The sequence below is a fragment of the Desulfonauticus autotrophicus genome, assembly GCF_055381725.1.
On the sequence record NZ_AP042395.1, the window covers coordinates 1,227,599 to 1,245,008 of the forward strand.

A 17,410-nucleotide genomic window follows, 5' to 3' on the forward strand; every position below is an offset into this window, starting at 1 on the left:
TATAACAAATCCAGGAAAAATTCTTCCTATTTATATTTAAATATTCTTAGTTAAATACTATATATTTAACCATAATTCTTTCTAATATATTATCTTTTTAATATATCTAAAATTTTTTTTAAAGAATTATCTAAATTTGTATTATATATAAATGTAATATTATTAGTATCAGGCATAATATTATACCTGGACAATCTCTTTTTAATCATATCATCAGGTTCTCTCTTTCTCATATTAAGTCTTTCTTCTATCTTTTCTACACTCTCAGTTATATATAATGTATGTACATAATTAAATTTCCTTTCAAAGCAACTTACTTTTTTTCTAGATATAGAAATAATAACTTTTTTATTTTTTAAACAAATTTCGTTAAAACTTATCCCATACAAATTATTATAAGCTTTCCAGGTGGTAAAAAAGAATCCACTTTTCTCTAAAATAAAAAAAGCTTCTCTAGATAAATAATAATTTTCCTCATTTTTATCAGGCTTCCTAGTAATATATCTTTTCAAAAAAATAACTTCTTTATTATCCTTTAAATATTCCTTTGCTAATTTAATCAACGTATCTTTACCCGCACCACTAGGGCCAGTAACTAAAAATATCTTTGTATTCATTATATATCCTTAGAATAAACAATTTTTCCATTACAAATAGTCATAACAACTTCTGGTGGATAATCATTATCTTTAATAGCTACTAAATCCGCTTTCTTACCTTGAGCAATTACCCCTCTATCATTTAGTCCAAGAATTCTGGAAGGATTATAAGTAATGAAAGAAAAGGCTTGTTCTAAATCCATATTCATATCTTTATGCAATAAATAAACTGCTTTAAGCAAGGAAGAAGGATGATAATCTGAACAAAGATAATCACAAAGTCCCATATCAATAAGTTCTCTAGCCGCAATATTGCCAGATTGACTTTTATTTCTTACTACATTTGGCGCCCCCATACCTATAGCAATATTTCTTTTCTTAGCTTCTCTAGCTACTTCTAAAGATACAGGAAATTCCGAAATAGTTATTCCTGCTTTATAAATAAAATCCAACTTCTCTAAAGTATCATCATCGTGAGAAGCAACCTTCAAGTTATGCCTTTTTGCCAGATCAATAACCTTTAAAATATGTTCTACACTCTTATTCATTTTTTTATTTTTTAATAGTTCAAGTTCGTCTAATTCCAGTTTATATCTAGATGAAAAATAGTGATTCCAAGCTTCTATAGATTTAAATTGTCCTTGTCCTGGAGAATGATCCATAATGGAGATAAGATCTACATCTCCATCCTCTATTAAACTTTTAACTATTTCTATAGATTCATAAGTGGAGACATCATATCTTAGATGAATTAAATTATTTACATCCAAACCATAATGCAACTCCTTTATTTTTTTTATAATATTTTTAGAAAACTCATGACTTCTTATTTTTTCAGGAATCTCTGTCTCAAAGGCAATTGCATGAAATACAGTAGTTATCCCCAAAATCTTAATTTTTCTATCCAAATCAATAATAGATTCTTCTAAAGGGAAAAATACCCCTGTTCTGGGTTCTATCTCTTTTTCTATAGCATCAGAATGCATATCTATAAACCCAGGAGTGATAAGCATATCCTTAAGATCATAATCTACATCCTGGTTGTATTTTTCACATATACTATCAATAATATTATTTTTAATACAAATAGTGCCTGAAACAATTCTATCTTTTATTAAAATTCTTTTTGATTTTATCTTAAAACATTTTCTATTCATTATAGAAACTCCCTATTTTAAAAAATCTATCACTAACATCTTTTATTAAATCAAACTCATGAAATATACCAATAATAGTTACCTTATCTTTTTCTCTTAATTTCTTTAAAATATCGATAACTATCTTTTTTCTCCTTTCATCCAAAGAGGCTGTTGGCTCATCTAGAAGGAGTAACCTTTTAGGAGCAATGATTGCTCTAGCAATATTTACTCTTTGTTGTTCGCCACCAGAAAAAGTTAAAGGAGATAAGTCATGAAGACTTTCTTTTATCCCTAAAAGCAATAATAACTCTTGTGCTCTTTCTCGAGCTTCTTTTTCAGCTACACCTAGTTCTAATAAAGGTTTTGCTACTAATTTTAAAGTAGATACCCTTGGCAAGACTCTTAAAAACTGACTTACATATCCTAGCTCTTTTTTTCTAATCTCTAAAATTTCATCATCTTCTATAGAATGTAGATTAATGTTTTCTCCATTATCTTTAGTAAGAATAATTTCTCCAGAAGTTGGTTTATAGGTTCTATAGATACACTTAAGGATGGTCGATTTTCCAACTCCACTCGGTCCAATAATTGTCAGGAATTCTCCTTGCTTTAGATTAAAAGATATCGAATTCAATACTTTTATTGTCTTACCTCTCTGAGTATGTAATTTAAACTTTTTTTCTAAGTTATAAACTCTTAATTTCAACATATTCTCTCCTATAACATACTACTTATAAGCAATTGGGTATAAGGATGCTGAGGGTCTTCTAAAATTTGATCTGTCAATCCCTTTTCAACTATCTCTCCATTTTTCATTACAGCTGTTATCTCTGTTAAATGTTTAATTACATTTAAATCATGAGATACTAAAATCATTGAAAATTTAAATTTATCTCTAAGTTCTTTAATCAAATCAATAATTTTTGCTTGTATAGAGACATCCAGTCCTGTAGTTGGCTCATCTAATAACAAAAGTCTGGGAGAATTAGCCAAGGCTTTGGCTATCTGAATTCTTTGTTGCTGTCCTCCTGAAAATTTCATAGGCAAATCTTTACTCCTAGAGATATCTATTTCAGTTTGGGAAAGTAATTCTAAAACTTGTTTTTTTATATCGTTAAATCTTCTATTACCAAATCCAATAATTCTTTCAGCTACATTAGCTCCTGCTGAAAAATGAAAATTTAACCCTCTTTCTACTTTTTGAAAAATTATAGAAGCAAAAGAATTTCGATATCTACTTTGCTCTAATAAATTAAAACAAAAAGCATTTTTAGGAGAAGACATATTATCTTCATATAAAAACATGCTTCCCTCATCTGGATTTTCTAAAAGGTATAAAATATTTAGTAAGGTAGATTTTCCACTACCACTTTCTCCTACAATCCCTAAAGATTGACCATCTCTTAAAGAAAAATTAACTTTATTTACAGCAACAATACTGTTACAATATGGACATTTAGAGGTATTATAATTTACTCCTGTAAATTTTTTACATCTTCCACAGGAATTACCAAATATCTTACTTACTTCTTTTACTTCTATAAGCATATCTATTCCTCTCACAGAAATCTGTATCATTACAATAATAATGTTTTTCACCACAACTATCCTCAAATATATCAAAAAATACCCCTTTGGCCCCACACTTTTCACATCTTATTTCTTCATATAACTCTATTTTAAATTCTATATCTTCAAATTTAAGTGGTTCAACTTTTGTATAAGGAGGTATTGCATATATCTTTTTTCTCTACCTGCTCCAAATAATAACAAAGATTTATTATTATTTAACTTAGGAATATCAAATCTAGGAATAGGAGATGGATCCATAACATATCCATCATTAACTCTAACAGGATATCTATGTGTAAATCTACTATCACCTACTGCAAAAATATCATCAAAAAGAAGAATCCATAGCTTAGAATAGTCATGAAAAGCATGTAATTTTTTTTGTATATAGCTATCAGGCTCTACAGTAACCAAAACATCTGGATATGGCACCTGAAAAACTAAGATTTGCTCTTCTGTAGTAGGAGTTTCTGGAATCCTATGTCTAGTCTGAATTATACTGGCTTTAGTTGTATCTTTTGTTGTCTTACAAAAAGAACAGGAACTAATAAATTCTCTAAGAATTACTGCATTAACAGAATCGTCACTTCCTTGATCAATTACTTTTAATATATCCTCTTCTTTAATTATAGTTAAAGTTATTTGTAATCCTCCTGTCCCCCATCCTCTAGAAATTGGCATTTCTCGTGAAGCAAAGGGTACAATATATCCAGGTATTGAAATGGCCTTAATTATAGCTCTTCTTATTTCCTTCTTAGTGTCTTCATCCAAATAAGAATAGTTAATATATTTACTCATCTTTTTTACTCCTTTCCACAACTTTAAGATCAGAAAGAAAAGTAACATAATGAGGTAATTTATAATGATTGCAAAATCCAAGGGACTCAATACTATCTATATGCATCAATACTAACTCTTTATTCTGAACAATACTCTTACTATCTAAAGTGTAAGATGGATAACTCATGGCAATATCTAAAACAGCCATAGCAATAGCCTTTGTCTCATTAAAGCCAAAACAAAAACCATATCCAACTGTGAAAAAAAATTCATCATCTTTTTTTGAAGTTCCAACAACTTCACAGGAAGTAGCTCTTATTTCTCCTAATTTTACCTTTTTACCAGTAAGTGGATGTTTAAAATAAATACCAACATAACCAATTCTCAAATCACCTATAGTAGGATGAACATCTCCATAGCCTCTCATAGAGGTATAAGCTAATAAGAGCATCCCTCCAGTTTCTCCTCTTGACATTATTTGTAAAGCAGCAGAACGAGGATAAGGCGGGGAAGGAGGGATTCTGGTAATATCAAAAGGCTTTTCTTCTTCTACTTGCAGAGGCAAAATTAATCCTTTATTTTTTATTAAATCTACAGCACTAGCTAATTTTTCATTATCTATTAACCTTTCATACTTTAAAGGTTCTTCTATATTTTCTTTTAAATTAAAAATATCATTATTTAAAATTTTTAACACATAATCGCTAGTTGGGCCTAATATTTGTCCACCAGGTATATCCTTAAAAGTAGAAGAAATTCTTCTAATCACTCTAAAATCTAAAATAGATATAGGAAAAGAATCTCCAATTCTCTTATAAGTAGTTTTTTGTGCTCTTAAATAAAATGAAGAACAAAAAGAATCTCCTCCTGCTAATATAATAGCCTTATCTACTAATTTTTCAGAATAGAGCCCACCTTCACTTAACACCCTATCTATTAGATAAATATTCTTATTTTCTTTAATGAACTTAAAATATTCTATCCTAGAATGTTTTATAGCTTCTTCTCCACCTTTAGCAGCTACGTAAGCCATTATTCTACCTCTATGTTGATTGTTCTTGGTAACCCAAACACCTTACCGTCTAAGGTTAAAATAAACATATCAATACCCAAGGGAAAATTTTTATTTTTATTTAAAAATAGTTTGATAATTTCATAATCTATAAGTAAATAGACATCTAATTTTCCATTAACTCCAGGACCAGATAGGCAATATCTTATGTTATTACTATAGCCAGTCTCTAAAAAAACAACAGCACTTTTTTCTGGATTTAAAAAATCACCTATTTTAGCTTCTTGAATAGCATAAAAGTTTTCAATTTTACTTAGAAAAATATAATCAGCTTCTTGAATAGAGCTTTTTTTACCATTAGTTAAAATATCAACATAACCTAAGATATTTTTATCTTCTAAATCTACATAGTAACTTGCCTCTGAGAACACAAATACAGAAATTGCTGATAAAAGATAAGATTTATTAATGGGCTCTATAACAAAACACCTTCCAGGAAAGGCTAAGGCATTCATAAAACTTCTAAAATTGTTTCTATTTATCTTTTCAATATCCATTTTTACACTCCATATTTAAACCATAATTTCAAAGTCTACCTTTGTACTTGTAGCTATCTGCCTGTCTTTATTTATTACTAGATTATAATTATCTATTCCATTTTTTAATAATTTTTTTATTTCTTCAACATATATACCCTGTGCAAAACAAGAGTCCAGAATAGCAATATACTCAGAGAGCTTATTATCTATATCTTTTACCATTGACCATCCTTCAACTTTATTAACCTTCACATAAGATTGAGTAAATAAAACCTCTCCTGCATAAAAAATAATATCAGAAACCTGATCTTTTACAGGTATGTTTAACAATACCTGGTCTGGTGGGACAACAACTTCTACATTTTCTTTCTCTCTTATATTTTTTATTACTTTTTTTATCTCACCCCTATCACAATACTGTAAAAAAAAGTTTAAATCTTCTCTTTTCATATTTATACCACCTTATATCTAATATAAGCACTTATTTTATCAATAATATATACTGTAATTACTATCATAATCAAAATAGTTGAAACACTTCCATTATCAAAAGAACGCATGGCATCAAACAAATAAAAACCTATTCCACCAGCACCCACGAAACCAAGGACAAAAGCGGATCTAACATCAGACTCAAATCGATATAGAACCATCGAAACAAAATGAGGAAGAGTCTGAGGTAAAACAGCAAATCTTATTACTTTTAAAAAACTAGCTCCTGTAGAAATTAAAGCTTCTATAGGAGCTGGATCTATATTCTCATTTCCTTCAGCTAACAGCTTGGCTAAAACACCTGCGGTATGAATACCTAAAGCTAAAATTCCAGACATAGGTTCCAAACCAACAGCAGTAACAAAAATTAAGGCCCACACAAGTTCATTGATAGACCTAAAAATATTAGCTAAAATAAAAGCAAAATAATATATGCATTTCCTTACAATAATATTTTTTACCTTTTTACCTGGAATCATAATATTTAATAAATTCCTAGAAGATAAAAAAGAAAGAGGAAATGCTATTATTATAGAAATAATTAAAGCCAATAAAGCCATCTGGATAGTTTCTACAATAGCTTTAAAGTATATTTTTAAATAATAAGGACTTAAATTTAAATCAAAAAAACTACTATTTTTTATGTTGGGATTTCCCTTAATATATATCCAAATAGATTCTAATCCCTCTATAAGTTTTAAAAACCCCATTTCTGTAGAATGCCAAGACCAGGCAAGCACCAGGAAAAAAATAACAAATATTACAACATTCTTTAGCTTTAAAGGAGAAATTTCTTTTTTTATTTGTAAAGCATCCATATAGACATCCAATTTTTGTTTTTTAAAGTCCTCTATAACTAAGATAGAGGACTTTAAAGTTAATTATTTCCTTTTTAATTTTTCTTTAAACTCTATTAACTCTCTTACACTATTATATAGACTATCATCCGCAGGACCATAACCCTTTATTTTCAATTTATTTAAACCTTTCTTATCCTTAAAAGAAATGAAAGCTCCTTTTAAAGCCATTTTTAAAGAAGATGGTAAATCTTTTCTTACTGCAATTGGAGATCCTGGAATCATCTTAGATTTCCATATAATATTAAAGTCTGACTCTGACCAGTGCTTACCCAAACCTCTAGCAAAATCTAAATCATTAGTAGAAGCAGCATCTACTTTGCCATTTTTTACAGCTAAAATAGAAGCTTCATGACTTCCTGAATATAATACTCTACTAAAGTATTTATTAGGATCTATCCCTATGCGAGCAAAAAACACTGAAGGAACTAAAGTACCACTTGTAGACTGAGGATCTGTAAACGCCCAACTATGGCCTTTTAAATCTTCTATACTCTTTAATCCAGAACCTTTTTTGGTAATAATCAAACCATAATACCCAGCAACTCCTGTATCTTTATTTAACTCTACAGCTATAGCTTCTGCATTAGCCCTCTTAGCAGCTTCACAATAAGATTTTGGACCAAAGTAAGCTACATCTACCTTTTTAAACATCATGCCTGTGATAACAGCAGAATAATCATCAGCCGTTTTAAAATCTACACCAATCCCCAACTCATTTTCTAAAAAATCAATCAAAGGTCTAAAACTTTCTGTCATTTCCCTACTAGAAGCTACAGGAATTACAGCAAAAACAATTTTCTTAGGCCATTCTTGTCTTTCATCTTTAGCAAAAGACAAATTACTTACCAACAAAAAAAACAAACTAAATAGAACAAACAAAGCTTTTTTCATAATTTAACCTCCTAAATAAAAATAAAAATTATGCAATTAAATACTTATCATACACTTCAGAAGTATAAATATAGCTATTAGCATCTGAAAAAATATTTTTAACATGTTTCTCCAGTAGAAAATCTGCTCTATTATTAAAAACTATTTGACCATGTTTTATTCCAATAATCTTTTTTGCATATTGCTTAGCTATATCTAGCTGATGAAGGTTAGCTACTACTGTAACCTGCAATTCATTATTAACTTTACATAATATATCCATCACCTGTTTTGAACTATATACATCCAGGGCAGCTACTGGTTCATCTGCCAGAATTATTTCTGGCTCTTGAGACAACGCTCTAGCAATTGCTACTCTCTGTCTCTGGCCACCAGATAACTTATCACATCTCACCAGTGCTTCTTTTTCTAACCCAACTATTTTTAAACAATTATAAGCTTTTTCTAAGTTCTCATCTTTATAAAGCTTTATCACAGATCTGCATAATGATATTTTAGAAAGCATTCCTGTTAATACATTTTCTATAGCACTCATTCTTTCCACAAGATTAAACCCCTGAAAAATAAAACCTATTTTACTTCTTAATCTGGAAAGATCTTTCTTATTAATATTATTTAAATCATAACCTAAAACTCTTACTTCTCCCTCAAAAATATCTGTTTTTCCAGATAACGTTTTAAGAAGAGTAGTTTTTCCAGCCCCAGAACACCCTATTATACCTACAAACTCTCCTTTTTTTATACATAACTTTATAGAATTAAGTACTTTTTTTTCCTTATAACCTATTGTTGCCTTTTCAATTTCAATAACCATAAAACCTCCTTTGTTTTGTTAGGAAGTATATTAGTGTACTATGTTACCAATATATTACATAACAATAAAAAAAAGATTACATTGTCTCTATCAACCACTAATCCTATGAAAAACACTTCAAAATCTCCCAAAAAACTTCTAGACTTAACCGACATAAAGACAAATTAATCAAAATTTGACTCACAAAAAAATTGACTAACTCCAACAAAAAGTATAAAAAGCTTCCTCTGTTTGGGCGCCCGTAGCTCAGCTGGACAGAGCAGGAGCCTTCTAAGCTCTTGGCCGGGGGTTCGAATCCTCCCGGGCGCACCATCCAAAAAAGGAAAGGAAAGCTTACCCTTCTGGGGTAAGCTTTTTTATTATCCATGTCTGCCTGTAAACGCTGTGCCAAATGCTGTGAGACCAGCCCACCCACCTTACACCAGGAAGATAAGGAACTGGTTATTCAAAAAATCATTGCCAGGGATAAACTTCTTACCCTGCGCCAGGGTGAAGTGGTTTTTGAGCATAGCAGCCAACAATACCTTGTTTTAAAAGAAGAGCTTATTAAAATAAGAACTGAAAACTCAAAATGTATATTTTTGGAACAAAACTCTTGTTCCATTTACCAAAACAGACCCATTGAATGCAAAAATTTCTTTTGCAGTCAGCCTCAAAACTTACTAAACATCCAGTATAAAAATCTTCTGCACAGATTGGATATTATCAAAAGAAAATCTGCCCTGGGAGAAATCATTCAAGAACACGAAAGGATATGTAATCTTCACAAAATAAAAAAATATTTAAAAGAAAAAAATATCAAAAAAGTAGAAGATGCTCTATACTTTGATTTTAATATTAGAGAATATCTGAAAAACAAGTTGGAATTAAAAGATAGTATTTTAAATTTTTACTTTGGAAGACCTTTAGAAAAAGTTTTAGACCTCATTAAGCCTTTTTTAAGATAGTTTTTAACCTTCTTTAAAAGGCATAAAAAGCAATAGATATAAAATGACAAACACTGCCTATTAAGACAAACAGATGAAAAATGGCATGGTTAAACTTTACTTTCTTTAGGGCATAAACAATTGCTCCCAAAGTATAGGCAACCCCTCCAGCCAATAACCAGATAAGCCCTGGTAAGGAAAAGTTTTTAACTAAAGGGTCTAGAAAAAAAATTATCATCCAGCCCATCCCCAGATAAGTAAGTAAGGACAAAAAGATATACCTGCCAGTAAAAAATATCTTTAGGACAATTCCCAGCAGGGCTAAAGCCCAGGAAAGAAAAAATACAGTCCAGCCCACCTTATCTGGCAATATAATCAAAGCAAAAGGGGTATAAGTACCAGCAATAAAAACATAAATGGAAGCGTGATCAATTGCTCTTAGCTTAACTCTTAAACTCTCCTTTTTTATACTATGATAAATAGTAGATACAGCATAGAGATTGATAAAACTAAGTCCAAAAGCAAGCGCACTAAATAAATAGACATTATCATCATAGTTATTGGATAGATAAATTAAAATACCCAAAGCAATTAGCCCTAGAAAAGTACCTAAACCATGTGATATTATGTTTATCTTTTCTTCTAAGGGAGGATAATATTTTACTCTTTTATTCATTGTTAAACTTTACTTTTAAGATACTTATTTTACATTAACAACTGGTAAAACAAAGGTAAAGTAATAAAGCTTAGAAAAATGCCTACAGCAATCAAGGCAGAGACCAGTTCTGGGGCCAAACCTGCAATTATGGCTAAAGCACCTGCTGAAACCATAGGAGGCATGGCAGCCTCAAAAATAGAAACCTGCACAGCCAGTCCCTCTAAGGCCAGCAATTTACACCCTGCCCAGGCAACTAAAGGAATTATAAGCATTTTTATTCCCAAACCCAATAATAGTTTGCTAAATTCTTCTGACTTCAAACGCAAAGTGAATTGAAAACCCACAGCTATCATTACCAGGGGCACCAGGGTGGCAGCCAGGGTTTCTAAAATAACCTTTGCCTGTTCAGAAGATAGCAGCCAGTTCTTAACCAGCAAAGCCAGCAAAAGGGCTAAGAAAGGTGGAAAGGAAATTATTCTCTGCAAAATCGCCCCCAGGGTGGGCTTATTTTCTTTTTCTCCATAAAAAACCAGGATTAAAGAACCATAGAGCACCAGGGCCAGAAAGGAACCCAATTGGTCATAAATCAAGGCATAGGGAATTCCCTGCTCGCCAAAAAAACTTTGCACCATGGGAATACCTAGAAAAGAGGTATTACCCAGAGGCACTACTAAAAGTAAAGCACCTGTAATATTTCTATTCCACTTAAACCAGTAGGAACATAAACCAATCAAAAGTACAGAAACCAAAAGCAAAATCCAGGGTAAAAAGGTGGGGACAAGTAAATCCCAGGAAAATTTAAGAGTTGGAACTTTTAACAAGATTAAAGCTGGCAAAGAAATGTAAATAACAATTAAATTCAATACTGTTCCTGTATTTTCAGGAATGCTTTTTATCCTCTTTAAAAGAAAACCCAAACTTAAAAAAGTAAGAATAGCTAAATAATTGTGCATCCTTTTTAGATAAAAAAAAGGACGACTCAAGTAAAGAGCCGTCCTTTTACCAGTTTTAAAACTTATCTTTTATTCTAGCTCACAAAGCTTTTTTAACCTTGTAAAGTTTTCTTCAACTTTCTTCTGGATAATTTCCACATCCTCTGGAGTTAAGTGCCTGAACCTTCTCTGGAGCTTTAAATATTCCTCTACAGGTTTTAGTTTTTTGGCCTTTTGATTCAAAGTAAACTTGCCATATTCGACTTCAAATAAGGGGAATACTCCCGTTTGCACGGCCAACTTGGCCAAGGTAATACTATCACTGGGTTTACTCCTCCACCCGGTAGGGCAGGGTGAATAAATCTGAATATAGGCAGGTCCTTCTACAGCCAGGGCCTTTCTCACTTTGTTCATCAAATCCAGATGAAAACCCGGGCTAGCAGTAGCCACATAAGGGATATCATGAGCAGCAGCAATCATGGCCACATTTTTCTTCCAGGTGTGCTGGCCCTTGCTCTTTTTACCAGCAGGAGAGGTGGTAGTTGCTGCTCCAAAAGGAGTGGAGCTAGAACGCTGAATGCCTGTATTCATATAGGCCTCATTATCCAAACAAACATAGAGAAAATCATGTCCCCTTTCCAGAGCACCAGATAGTGCTTGCAAGCCAATATCTGCAGTTCCACCATCCCCAGCAAAGGCAATGACCTTGGGTCTTTTTTTCAGTTTACCCTTTTTTCCAAAACCTTTAAAGCTGCTTCTATGCCAGAGGCAACTGCAGCTGCATTTTCAAAGGCAACATGTATCCAGGGAGTTTTCCAGGCAGTTTGAGGAAATGGGGAAGTAACGATTTCCATACAACCAGTGGCATTGGCCACAATAGTTTCAGGGCCTGCTGCCTTCATCACCATGCCCATGGCCAAAATTTCGCCACAGCCCTGACAGGCTCTATGTCCTGAAGCTATCAAAGATTCCCTGGGTAAATTTTTAGCTGTAATTTTTTCATATTCTATCTGTCTAGTCATTTTCTCTAACTCCCCAAATTAAATATTCATCTTTATATTGACCTTTAGTGGCTAATTTATACATTTCCTGAAAATCTTTGCGAGTTACATCTCTGCCCCCAAGACCACAAATAAAATTATATACCTCTGGCTCAAAGTCTCTGCCATAAAGAGAGGCCTTAATTTCAGTAGCCACTGGGCCGTTGGGACTACCAAAGGACAAGGCCCTATCAATAACAATAACCTTTTTAGCACCTTGCAAGGCTTCTAAGAGTTCCTCTTCAGGAAAAGGACGCCAGAGTCTAATTCTCACCTGCCTTACCTTTTCTCCTTGAGCATTTAACTCTTCAATAGCTGTGCTTACAGTCTCTCCTAAAGATCCCATGGTCACAAATACCACCTCAGCATCCTCAGCTCCATTTTGCTCCACCACCTTATAACTGCGGCCAAAACTCTTTTCCCAGGCTGTAAACACCTCTTTTATTACCTTTTTAGAATCAAAAAGGACCTGTTCCTGCTGTTTTTTAGCCTCAGCATATATTTCAGGCACTCCTACAGGACCCATGGTAACCGGCTTTTCCACATCCAGTTTTAACTGAGGAATATATTCAGGCAAAAAGGCGTCTATCTTTTCCTGGTCTTCTATAATCACAGGTTCAATCATGTGACTTAAAATAAAACCATCTATATTTACGCCCACAGGCAAAAGTACTCTTCTATCCTCTCCAATTTTAAAGGCCATAATAGTCAAATCAAAGGCTTCCTGGCCATTTTCTGCAAAAAGTTGAATCCAGCCCACATCTCGTTCAGCCATAATATCACTATGGTCATTCCAGATGGAAATGGGGCCAGATAAGGCCCTGTTGGCAATGGTCATAACAATGGGAAGACGCATGCTGGCAGCAATGAATAAAATCTCATGCATCAGGGCAAGCCCCTGAGAAGAAGTGGCTGTATATACCCTGGCCCCTGTAGCAGAAGAGCCTACAGCTGCACTCATGGCTGTATGTTCTGACTCTACAGGGATAAATGCTGCTTCTAGCTCCCCATTGGCTACTATCTGGGATAATTCTTCCACAATATGAGTCTGAGGCGTTATGGGATAGGCAGAAATAACATCTACCTTGGCCAACTTTACTGCCTCAGCTATAGCCAAAGAAACTTCTGTACCTATTCTTTTAGCCATTATTTTTCCTCCAATACCAAACTTAAAGCCCCTTTAGGACATTCTTGCACGCAAATACCACACCCTTTACAGTAATAAAGATTGGCTCTAAAAAAACCATCTTCTCCCTCTTCCACACAAAACTCAGGGCAATAAACCGCACACAAACCACATTTTATACACTTTTCCTCATCTAATACGGGCTTTTCAGTCCGCCAATCACCTGTCTTAAGTTCAGCAGCATTACCTGGAGTAGTAATGGCTGCTCCTAGTTCTAGATCCTTCCAACCAGGATAGGTCATGACAATCTTCCTCCATTTTTACAATTTTCTCTTTGTTAACCAAGAAAGTAAACAAAACAAACTTTTCTTCGATTAACGGTCTTTTTTAACCTTCCAAAAACCTTTTTAAGCTTTAAGCAAGCTCTTGGCCAAATCTTCTAACATAGAAGCCAGCCTTAATATCTCTACCGAAGTAAAACCATCTTTTTCCATACGCCGATAAGTCCATAAACCAAGGTATAACTTATCTTCTGCACTAAGTCCAACATCTTTAAGCTGGGCTAAAATCTTTTTTTGTAAGTGTTCTCTGGCAAAAATAGTCTTTTTAATTAAGTCACCCAATCTAGCTTTTTCTTCTTTATCTTTTTCTTCCAGTTGCCAGTATTTAGCATAGATTTGGTAAAGACTTTTTTGAATTTCCAGATAATCCTTTATTCCTGTTACCAATTCTGTCTTAGAACCCATTAAGTTTAACTCTCTAGCAATAGCTAAAATTTTTTCCTGTAAACGAGTTAAGAACAATTTTCTTTTGGCTTCTGGCCAGTTATTTTCTTTAACATAACTATCCAATTTATCATTCAATCGGTAAAGTACAAAGGATTTAAGTAAAGGGAAAATCTCTTGAGAAAAGAAGCAGAAAATAACTGTTTAAAAATAAAAAGTCTTTTTTGCTGAACATCTTCTCCTTCTGCTGTAAATCCTTCCAGATCTACTCCAAAATAAAGATTCATCTTTTTTAAACTAAAAGTAAAGTTATCCCTTTGAGAATCATAATTTTTCAGGAAAAAATCAATTACTCTATCTACCAGTTCAACCTGAAAAAAGATACTTGAGGAAATGTTGGGGGTAAATCAGTTACCTGTTCCTCTTTTTCTCCTCTTCCACAACTTCCTCTGTATTATTCTCACTAACTTCAGGCTTTAGAGAAGAAAATTCATAACCATAAGTAGTATTTTTATCTATTTTAGAAGAAACCTTGGATTTTACACCTTCTACCTGTTTTACAGGCTCTTTTTTAAATTTGAAAGTAAAAAGAAAAATAAATCCAGAAACTAAAACCAAAAGTAAAATAAAAATTGTTTTTCTACTCATACCTTCTCTCCTCTCTTATCAAAAAGGCCAAGGCATTTTCTATATTATCCATAACATTATCTATAACTTTTACTTTCTTCCACTTTAAATAATTATAATACTCATCTTCAATACCGTTAGTAAGAACAATATCCACATTTTCCTTTAGAATTAAAGAGCACATTTCTTCTCCAGAAGATTCAGGCAAAATAACATTCTTACTGGAAACAACTTTCCACTTGGAATCAAACTCTACAATAAACACTTCCAAAGCTAAATCAAAGCGAGGAGCAACCTCTTTTCCTAAAATGGGAATTAGGACTTTGGTCATTTTAATTAAATCCTATAAAATTTCATTTTACGCCAGAGTTTACTTCTAGACCAACCCAGATATTTGGCAGCTTCACTTTTTTTGCCTCTACATTGTTTCAAGGCTTCTAGAATCATATTTTTCTCTAAGTCTTGAAAATTGTCTTCTTTTTCCGGGGAAAATACTTCTTTTTTTCTATCTGAGGGGTAACTGCAGTATGTTCTTTGAGATAGGCAGGCAAATCTTCCAAACCAATTTTTTCTTGCATACACACAGCCACGCTATACTCTACAATATTTCTAAGCTCTCTTACATTTCCAGGATATCGATAAGAAAGCAAAAATCTTAACGCATCCAAAGAAAATTCTTTTATCTTTTTTTGTAGTTTTTTGTTATAAAAATTCAGAAAATAATAAAGTAGTTCTTTTATGTCTTCTCCTCTCTCTCTAAGAGGAGGCAAATCCAGCCTGACCACATTAAGTCTAAAAAAAAGATCTTCTCTAAATTTTTTTTCTTTAATCATCTGTCTCAAATCTCTATGCGTGGCAGCAATAACTCTTACATCCACCTCTATCCCCCTGGTGCTGCCCAAAGGATATATCACTTGATCATCTAAAAAAGATAAAAGCTTTACCTGTAAAGATAAGGGCAAGTCGCCTATCTCAGTTAAAAAAATTGTGCCCTTATGAGCAAGTTTAAACCAGCCAGGTTTATCTGTGGTTGCACCTGTAAAGGCTCCCTTTTTATAACCAAAAAGTTCAGATTCCAAAAGATTTTCAGGTAAAGCTCCGCAATTCACCTTTATAAAAGGACCATCCTTGCGAAAAGAGTGTTGATGAATCGCTTCTGCTAGTAGGTCCTTACCTGTTCCTGTCTCTCCAGTAATCAAAATTGCAGAATCAGTCTTGGCTACTATGGGAACAAGGGCAAAAAGTTCCTTCATCTTGGGACAATTTCCTAAAATATTGCTAAATTCTCCCTGGCTAAGTTTCTCTTCTTCTTTAAGTTCTTCTATGCTTTCTAAATAAGCGACAATGTTACCGTCTTTATCTACCAGAGGAGCTATTTTTTGCCTTATCTTTTTTAATTCCCGATAGTAGTTAATTAAATTTGCTTCTTGATATTCATTCTTATCTATTGTTTTCATTAAACATCTATCCAGGCAACAATTACTTCTCAAAACTTGGTAACATTTTTTGCCCAAAAGTTTATCTCGTTCTGTACCTAGAAACACTTCCAGATAAGTATTTAAAAAAATAACTCTTTTCTCTAAATCAAAAATGATTATACCGTGAGGTATCTGATCTAAAAGATGCAAAAGATCTAAGTCAAAATTTATTTTATTATTCATTTTCTTTTATAATCACTATTTTGTCTTTTAATACTTTTACCTTTTTTTTGCCAGGAAATTCAAAGGTTTTAGCAGAACTACTATCTTGTTCTAAAAAAAGTTCTAACCTGTACAGATTATCAAAAAGAACCTGTCCCTTCCCTATCTTATCCAGGTAAAAGGCCAATAAATTCAATCTATCCAGACTTGCTAACCCTTCCAGATCCTTTCTTTTTACTTCTATACAACAATCATCTTTTTTTATTTCTATTTTATTTAAAATTTGTTTCAAATCCCTTCTTTCCAGTTGACTGATTTTCCAGATTTTAAAGACATTTTTTAAAAACAAGGGATTTTCCTTTAAAAATAGAGGCAAGATATTATGCCGAACCCTATTTCTTAAAAAACTTAAATCCTCATTGCTTTTATCCACACAATATCCCTGTCCTACCAGTTCTAAAAACTTAAGTATTTCCTCTTTAGTAAGAAAAATTAAAGGACGCAATAAGGTAAAAAAATCCTGCTCAATTTTTGCTTCCATACCTCCCAACGCAGGCCAACCAGTACCTCGAATAAAACGCATAAGCACATCTTCAGCCAGATCATTTAAATGGTGTCCTAGAGCAACCAGTTCAAAACCATATTTTTTAGTTAAATAGGTTAAAAGTTTATAGCGAAGATTTCTACCTATTTCTTCCAGGCCTTTTCCTGTTTTTTGGGCAATAAGATCTACCCTGGTGGAAAAAAATAAAGGGAAAATCCTTGTCTCTGGCTTAAATCTTCTAAAAACCTTTTTTCCTCTTTACTTTCTTTGCGTAAACCATGGTCCAAATAAAAACCAGCAATTTCCTTAAGTTTTAGTCTTTTTTTTAGAAGGGTTAAAATGAGGGCTAAAGCTGTAGAATCAGGACCGCCAGACAAGGACAAGAGGAGAGATTTATTTTGAGTGGAAACTTTAAGTTCCTGACGCAAAAAACGCTCTACTTTTAAAACCAGATGAGCAGCTGGGGCGGGCAGGTCTTGTAAACGCAAAGCCAT

General features: G+C 32.8%; 25 protein-coding genes, 1 tRNA gene and 1 pseudogene. 2 read left to right on the top strand and 25 right to left on the bottom strand.

Translation table 11 applies throughout. The features are described from left to right. Nucleotides 1-89: 89 nt before the first annotated feature. The 11 genes and pseudogenes from ACZ42F_RS06995 to phnC form a co-directional block, all read right to left on the bottom strand. Entirely contained in the window at nucleotides 90-617 is a 528-nt protein-coding gene (locus tag ACZ42F_RS06995) for a hypothetical protein (RefSeq protein ID WP_464278432.1), read from the bottom strand. Next, nucleotides 617-1,756, bottom strand: coding sequence for an alpha-D-ribose 1-methylphosphonate 5-triphosphate diphosphatase (locus ACZ42F_RS07000; RefSeq protein WP_464278433.1), 1,140 nt, complete (start codon nucleotides 1,754-1,756; stop codon nucleotides 617-619). Before ACZ42F_RS07000 ends, ACZ42F_RS06995 begins: the two co-directional genes overlap by 1 nt. After that, nucleotides 1,749-2,447 carry a phosphonate C-P lyase system protein PhnL gene (phnL, locus tag ACZ42F_RS07005; protein ID WP_464278434.1) on the bottom strand — a complete coding sequence of 233 codons (699 nt, stop codon included), beginning with the start codon at nucleotides 2,445-2,447 and terminating at the stop codon, nucleotides 1,749-1,751. The genes ACZ42F_RS07000 and phnL overlap by 8 nt, the downstream gene beginning before the upstream one ends. Nucleotides 2,448-2,455: 8 nt before the next feature. Further along, complete coding sequence (locus tag ACZ42F_RS07010) at nucleotides 2,456-3,286, bottom strand: ATP-binding cassette domain-containing protein (RefSeq protein ID WP_464278435.1); 831 nt, start codon at nucleotides 3,284-3,286, stop codon at nucleotides 2,456-2,458. After that, nucleotides 3,258-4,156 (bottom strand): annotated as a pseudogene (locus ACZ42F_RS07015) (alpha-D-ribose 1-methylphosphonate 5-phosphate C-P-lyase PhnJ). Before ACZ42F_RS07015 ends, ACZ42F_RS07010 begins: the two are co-directional and overlap by 29 nt. Continuing rightward, entirely contained in the window at nucleotides 4,101-5,123 is a 1,023-nt protein-coding gene (locus ACZ42F_RS07020; RefSeq protein WP_464278436.1) for a carbon-phosphorus lyase complex subunit PhnI, read from the bottom strand. The pseudogene ACZ42F_RS07015 and the gene ACZ42F_RS07020 overlap by 56 nt, the downstream one beginning before the upstream one ends. After that, nucleotides 5,123-5,659 (bottom strand): phosphonate C-P lyase system protein PhnH, encoded by a 537-nt coding sequence (locus tag ACZ42F_RS07025; protein ID WP_464278437.1) that lies wholly within the window; start codon nucleotides 5,657-5,659, stop codon nucleotides 5,123-5,125. The genes ACZ42F_RS07020 and ACZ42F_RS07025 overlap by 1 nt, the downstream gene beginning before the upstream one ends. Before the next feature lie 15 nt (nucleotides 5,660-5,674). Then, nucleotides 5,675-6,091 (bottom strand): phosphonate C-P lyase system protein PhnG, encoded by a 417-nt coding sequence (locus ACZ42F_RS07030; protein WP_029965892.1) that lies wholly within the window; start codon nucleotides 6,089-6,091, stop codon nucleotides 5,675-5,677. A 2-nt stretch (nucleotides 6,092-6,093) separates the two neighbouring features. After that, a complete protein-coding gene (gene phnE, locus ACZ42F_RS07035) occupies nucleotides 6,094-6,951 on the bottom strand; it encodes a phosphonate ABC transporter, permease protein PhnE (protein WP_464278438.1) in 858 nt (285 codons plus the stop codon). A gap of 63 nt (nucleotides 6,952-7,014) precedes the next feature. Then, nucleotides 7,015-7,884, bottom strand: a complete 870-nt coding sequence (phnD, locus tag ACZ42F_RS07040; protein ID WP_464278439.1) for a phosphonate ABC transporter substrate-binding protein — start codon at nucleotides 7,882-7,884, stop codon at nucleotides 7,015-7,017. A 28-nt stretch (nucleotides 7,885-7,912) separates the two neighbouring features. Then, entirely contained in the window at nucleotides 7,913-8,698 is a 786-nt protein-coding gene (phnC, locus tag ACZ42F_RS07045) for a phosphonate ABC transporter ATP-binding protein (protein ID WP_464278440.1), read from the bottom strand. A 235-nt stretch (nucleotides 8,699-8,933) separates the two neighbouring features. On the opposite strand from phnC, the gene ACZ42F_RS07050 reads away from it, so the two are divergent. Next, nucleotides 8,934-9,010 (top strand) — tRNA-Arg (locus ACZ42F_RS07050). A 53-nt stretch (nucleotides 9,011-9,063) separates the two neighbouring features. Then, on the top strand, nucleotides 9,064-9,645 hold the full coding sequence (locus tag ACZ42F_RS07055; protein ID WP_464278441.1) for a YkgJ family cysteine cluster protein: 582 nt from the start codon (nucleotides 9,064-9,066) through the stop codon (nucleotides 9,643-9,645). Nucleotides 9,646-9,658: 13 nt separating this feature from the next. On the opposite strand, the gene trhA is transcribed toward ACZ42F_RS07055, so the two are convergent. The 14 genes from trhA to ACZ42F_RS07125 form a co-directional block, all read right to left on the bottom strand. Continuing rightward, nucleotides 9,659-10,300 carry a PAQR family membrane homeostasis protein TrhA gene (gene trhA, locus ACZ42F_RS07060; RefSeq protein WP_464278442.1) on the bottom strand — a complete coding sequence of 214 codons (642 nt, stop codon included), beginning with the start codon at nucleotides 10,298-10,300 and terminating at the stop codon, nucleotides 9,659-9,661. Nucleotides 10,301-10,329: 29 nt separating this feature from the next. Further along, nucleotides 10,330-11,265: an AEC family transporter gene (locus ACZ42F_RS07065; RefSeq protein ID WP_464278443.1), complete on the bottom strand. Its 936-nt coding sequence runs from the start codon at nucleotides 11,263-11,265 to the stop codon at nucleotides 10,330-10,332. Between the two features lie 39 nt (nucleotides 11,266-11,304). Beyond that, nucleotides 11,305-11,877, bottom strand: coding sequence for a thiamine pyrophosphate-dependent enzyme (locus ACZ42F_RS07070; RefSeq protein ID WP_464278444.1), 573 nt, complete (start codon nucleotides 11,875-11,877; stop codon nucleotides 11,305-11,307). Nucleotides 11,878-11,933: 56 nt separating this feature from the next. Further along, nucleotides 11,934-12,236, bottom strand: coding sequence for a hypothetical protein (locus ACZ42F_RS07075; protein WP_464278445.1), 303 nt, complete (start codon nucleotides 12,234-12,236; stop codon nucleotides 11,934-11,936). Then, on the bottom strand, nucleotides 12,229-13,401 hold the full coding sequence (locus ACZ42F_RS07080; protein ID WP_464278446.1) for a transketolase C-terminal domain-containing protein: 1,173 nt from the start codon (nucleotides 13,399-13,401) through the stop codon (nucleotides 12,229-12,231). Before ACZ42F_RS07080 ends, ACZ42F_RS07075 begins: the two co-directional genes overlap by 8 nt. Beyond that, entirely contained in the window at nucleotides 13,401-13,682 is a 282-nt protein-coding gene (locus ACZ42F_RS07085) for a 4Fe-4S binding protein (protein ID WP_029965857.1), read from the bottom strand. The genes ACZ42F_RS07080 and ACZ42F_RS07085 overlap by 1 nt, the downstream gene beginning before the upstream one ends. Nucleotides 13,683-13,787: 105 nt before the next feature. Further along, nucleotides 13,788-14,231, bottom strand: a complete 444-nt coding sequence (locus ACZ42F_RS07090) for a hypothetical protein (protein WP_464278447.1) — start codon at nucleotides 14,229-14,231, stop codon at nucleotides 13,788-13,790. A gap of 8 nt (nucleotides 14,232-14,239) precedes the next feature. After that, nucleotides 14,240-14,392 (bottom strand): hypothetical protein, encoded by a 153-nt coding sequence (locus ACZ42F_RS07095; protein WP_464278448.1) that lies wholly within the window; start codon nucleotides 14,390-14,392, stop codon nucleotides 14,240-14,242. A gap of 124 nt (nucleotides 14,393-14,516) precedes the next feature. Then, nucleotides 14,517-14,753, bottom strand: a complete 237-nt coding sequence (locus ACZ42F_RS07100) for a hypothetical protein (protein ID WP_464278449.1) — start codon at nucleotides 14,751-14,753, stop codon at nucleotides 14,517-14,519. Continuing rightward, a complete protein-coding gene (locus ACZ42F_RS07105; RefSeq protein ID WP_035259853.1) occupies nucleotides 14,746-15,063 on the bottom strand; it encodes a NifB/NifX family molybdenum-iron cluster-binding protein in 318 nt (105 codons plus the stop codon). Before ACZ42F_RS07105 ends, ACZ42F_RS07100 begins: the two co-directional genes overlap by 8 nt. 5 nt (nucleotides 15,064-15,068) lie before the next feature. Further along, entirely contained in the window at nucleotides 15,069-15,179 is a 111-nt protein-coding gene (locus ACZ42F_RS07110; protein WP_464278450.1) for a helix-turn-helix domain-containing protein, read from the bottom strand. A gap of 8 nt (nucleotides 15,180-15,187) precedes the next feature. Further along, entirely contained in the window at nucleotides 15,188-16,393 is a 1,206-nt protein-coding gene (locus ACZ42F_RS07115; RefSeq protein ID WP_464278451.1) for a sigma-54 interaction domain-containing protein, read from the bottom strand. Further along, nucleotides 16,386-17,132, bottom strand: coding sequence for a tRNA lysidine(34) synthetase TilS (tilS, locus tag ACZ42F_RS07120; RefSeq protein ID WP_464280220.1), 747 nt, complete (start codon nucleotides 17,130-17,132; stop codon nucleotides 16,386-16,388). Before tilS ends, ACZ42F_RS07115 begins: the two co-directional genes overlap by 8 nt. Further along, nucleotides 17,102-17,410 carry a PP-loop family protein gene (locus tag ACZ42F_RS07125; protein ID WP_464278452.1) on the bottom strand — a complete coding sequence of 103 codons (309 nt, stop codon included), beginning with the start codon at nucleotides 17,408-17,410 and terminating at the stop codon, nucleotides 17,102-17,104. Before ACZ42F_RS07125 ends, tilS begins: the two co-directional genes overlap by 31 nt.